This window comes from Rhodococcus sp. FH8 (genome assembly GCF_019266085.1).
Taxonomy (GTDB): domain Bacteria; phylum Actinomycetota; class Actinomycetes; order Mycobacteriales; family Mycobacteriaceae; genus Rhodococcus_F; species Rhodococcus_F qingshengii.
Map to the genome: position 1 here is coordinate 1 of NZ_LPNQ01000068.1, position 3,449 is coordinate 3,449.

The 3,449-nt window shown below is 66.6% G+C and carries 5 protein-coding genes and 1 pseudogene; all 6 read right to left on the reverse strand.

From position 1 onward, the window contains the following. Positions 1–605: pseudogene (locus ATN38_RS17655) on the reverse strand (hypothetical protein); the annotation flags it as partial. A 39-nt stretch (positions 606–644) separates the two neighbouring features. Continuing rightward, positions 645–815, reverse strand: coding sequence for a hypothetical protein (locus tag ATN38_RS17660; RefSeq protein ID WP_166503024.1), 171 nt, complete (start codon positions 813–815; stop codon positions 645–647). 39 nt (positions 816–854) lie between these two features. Next, positions 855–1,100 (reverse strand): hypothetical protein, encoded by a 246-nt coding sequence (locus ATN38_RS17665; protein WP_371734675.1) that lies wholly within the window; start codon positions 1,098–1,100, stop codon positions 855–857. Positions 1,101–1,139: 39 nt separating this feature from the next. Next, positions 1,140–2,354, reverse strand: coding sequence for a hypothetical protein (locus ATN38_RS17670; RefSeq protein ID WP_195792045.1), 1,215 nt, complete (start codon positions 2,352–2,354; stop codon positions 1,140–1,142). Continuing rightward, positions 2,351–2,545, reverse strand: a complete 195-nt coding sequence (locus tag ATN38_RS17675; protein WP_037129470.1) for a hypothetical protein — start codon at positions 2,543–2,545, stop codon at positions 2,351–2,353. The genes ATN38_RS17670 and ATN38_RS17675 overlap by 4 nt, the downstream gene beginning before the upstream one ends. Further along, a partial coding sequence (locus ATN38_RS17680; RefSeq protein ID WP_256931948.1) for a VWA-like domain-containing protein occupies positions 2,542–3,449 on the reverse strand: 908 nt, incomplete at its 5' end. The genes ATN38_RS17680 and ATN38_RS17675, both read right to left, overlap by 4 nt.

Genomic DNA, 3,449 nt, shown 5'->3' on the forward strand with positions numbered 1-3,449 from the left:
GGTGCGCTGTTCCACAAGGGCAAGCTCCTCGAACGACCCGTCGAGATCACCCCGGAACCGTCACCGGACACGCCGGTATCCGAGGTCGCCTGACACACCTTAATCCACAGAATTTGACGATTCCTCCGCCGACGGTCATCCCGGTGCACCGCACCGATGTGCCGGCGCCACGGTCCGGTCAATCGGTCGTAGTGGCTGAGATCGAAACCATGAACTCCAATCAGATCCCGAACCACCAGACCTCGTGACGCATCGGCAGCCGCAATCCGGCTCACCCCGTGCCCCAATCGGCACGCCACATTGAACGCGGCCAGGAACTGATTTCGGCGTCCAGATTCGACGGCAACCGAACTCGCCGCGTCGATCGCCGCCGGCCACGCGAATCCAGCCCACCAGCCAGCATCGACGGCCTCCAGCGAATCGACCATCCGATCTTCACTGAAGTCTCCGGCCACAGCCAGCGAAACCATGTCCGCCCACTGCGGCCCGAACAATTCCGCCAGCGCCGCAGAGTCCGTGCGAACAGCCGACAACACGGCGGCCCGCTCGGAATTTGTTTCCGCTGGGCTGCCTTCGAAGAGGTCGTCGCGGACACCACCGCGCACCTGCCACCGATACAGCTCCTTGACAAGCAGATACTGCCATCAGGACTCAGCGCAGCGCTCGAGTGCCGCTCCCACCGTCACACCGCCTCCCTCCATATCGGCACTCCACCCACTAGCAAGCAGATAGGCCGCAGCGCGAGCCGGCAGAACACCCAACGCCACCCCCGCATCCACACCGGACTCGGACTCAGACAAGACAAATCGGGTCACGAAAAACACCCCTTCCGGGGATAGACATCAGCGTGATGGTCAGTCACGCCCTGATAGGACAAGCACCAACAGACTATCCACAACACCCGACATCCACCATGGCGGGGACGGCACCACCACCGCAGGATCACCCGACCACACCGAAAACAGCACCCGCGCCGTGATCGGGTCGGCCATGATCTCCGACCCCGGCCACCCCGTCAGCGACGGAGCGGGCGGACGCGGCGGTGACGGGACCAAACCGGAGGGGGCAGCGATATCCGACGACGAGGCAGTAATGCGCATGACGAATCAAACCTTTCCTGAAAGAAGCCTCTGAACTGGCTATTTACCTACGGCAGGTATGCTGCCGGGTTCCTCTGCGCCCGCTATGAGCACGTCCAACGGCACTTCACGCCGGGAAGGGACGGGCGTCTGCCCCGTCGAAAGCCAGGACCGCCGACCTCGGTAGAGCCTCCAATACCGGCCACGACCAGCGCGCATCGCGAAAGGTGACGCCGCTTGCGGCATCAACACCACCGACGCATCACTCGGCGGCGCATACATCCCCACCGAACCGAGTCCGAGAACCAACTTCCCGCCGACAACCTCGGCCTTAGTGACCTCGACGGTGAACTGCTCGAACGGTCGCCGTCGCGGTGTACCGACCCACCCGGTGACAGCAGATCCGACCCGAAGGCGTGAATCCAGACGCTCGCACGTCACCGACAGCGACCCGTTGCGCCGACGTGAACCCTTCGGTGGCGGCGTCATCGATGCCACACCTACCGCGACGTGGCCGGTGTGCAGTGCGCGCTCGCGCCACATCGGATCATCGAGCAAGGCTGATGACATCACATCTGCTGCGTCACAACGACTTCGCAGGCCCATCGCGGCGCTGGCCGTGTTGTCGGGACGTGACCAGTCGTGACCGTCCACCAAGGCGGATTGCGCCCGAGAAAACGAATACGCATCGTCTTCACCGATCGCAGCGAGCAGCGGCAATAACCGGCCACTGCCGATCGCACGCGCCCACTCGTGCATCCCGGCGACACTCTCGCCGGTGATCTGCAACCACGTCCGCCACACCCTCGCCGACCGCTGCGCTTCCGGCACCACTCCGAGCACGTAGCGAGAACTCGACGCGGCCGGAAGATTCACCACCGCCGACGTGCCGGGATGATCCGCCCGATCCGCCCACCACCCCACCATCGCGGCACTACCGGAAATATTCGGGTCACTGTGGTGAGCGTGCGCCCGCGCCAACCCCACCAGCGCCGGAATCGTGCCGCCGTCGTCGGTGAGCAACATCGCCGGGGCATCCGCCGCCAGCGTGCCGCCCAACCGTGCCAGCAACGCCAACCCGGCCTCATCGCACGCGGTTTCCTCGCGTCCACCGAACGCCGCAGCGGACACGCTCACACTGCCGCCGCGTACCGTCGCCCGCACCGCCAGCGCCGACGCTGACGGGGTGAACGTAGTGTGTGCGAGCCGAGCAACGGGACGCCCCGTTTCGGCGGCATAGAGACGCTGAGCCAGATCGAACCATTCCACGCTCACGACACGTCCTCCGTCTGTTCGCACGCCAGGACCACCGGATTCGCAGCGCACTCCCACCCCGCACGCAAGGCCAGCGCCGCCGCATCCTCGCCGGTACCGACGACCACGCTCGCCACCTGATCCGGCGCGTGACCGGTACCCGTCAACACTTGCTGCGCGTACCGCAACAGATCACCGCTCACCGCGTTCACGACGCACCGACCGGGATCTGCACACGTGACGCCCATTCCGGGGTCCGAGACAGTGCGGCGTCGTTGCCGATCACCGCGCACACCAGATGCGCCCGCGACGGCCGATCCGGCCACGGCGTATCCCCGTCCGTCAACACGATCACCACGTGCGGGGCAGGACGGGCCGCGTTCGCCGCGTCGATCCCGACGCGCATATCCGTACCGCCGCCGCCCACCAACTGCACATCGGCCACCGACCGCACCGCCTGCGCAGACGTCGATGCCGCATCGCACGAGAGAATCCGTACCCGCTCCCGCGCCACACCGCCCGCCCGCAGCACACCCGCCACCTCACCCATCGCCGCCGACAGATCACCCGCCGACATGGACCCCGACGTGTCGATCACAATCGACACCGTGATCGACGGACCCCGCATCGCCGGGGCCACGATCCCCGGCAGGCTGCGCCGCGACGGACGCGCATAGCTGTAGTTCGTCCGCCCCGACTGATCCGCCAGCGCTCGCCGGATCACCGCACGCAACACCCGATCCCACGGCACGGTCGGCGGCGTGAGAACCTCACCGGCCCAGCGCGCCAACCCTTGCGGCGGCATCCCGCGCCCCTTCCCCTGCGCCGCCTGCACCGCCCGCGCCACATGACGGCGAACCAGATCTGCTTCCGCGCCGTCCAACCCGTCCGCGACCTCCCCCGCTGCCGCGCCCAACTCCCCCGGCACCGGCGCGCATCCCGCACCGGATCCGCAACCCACGTCGTCGTCGTCTGGAAACTGTTGTCCCGTAGCCGGATCGATCAGGTGCGTGTAGTAGTCCTCTGCGATTCCGCCGTCCTCGCACCCGAACGATTGTGGAGTGATCACCCCGTCCGGTAACCCGACGCCCGCCGCCAGCAAGTCGTCGTTGATTT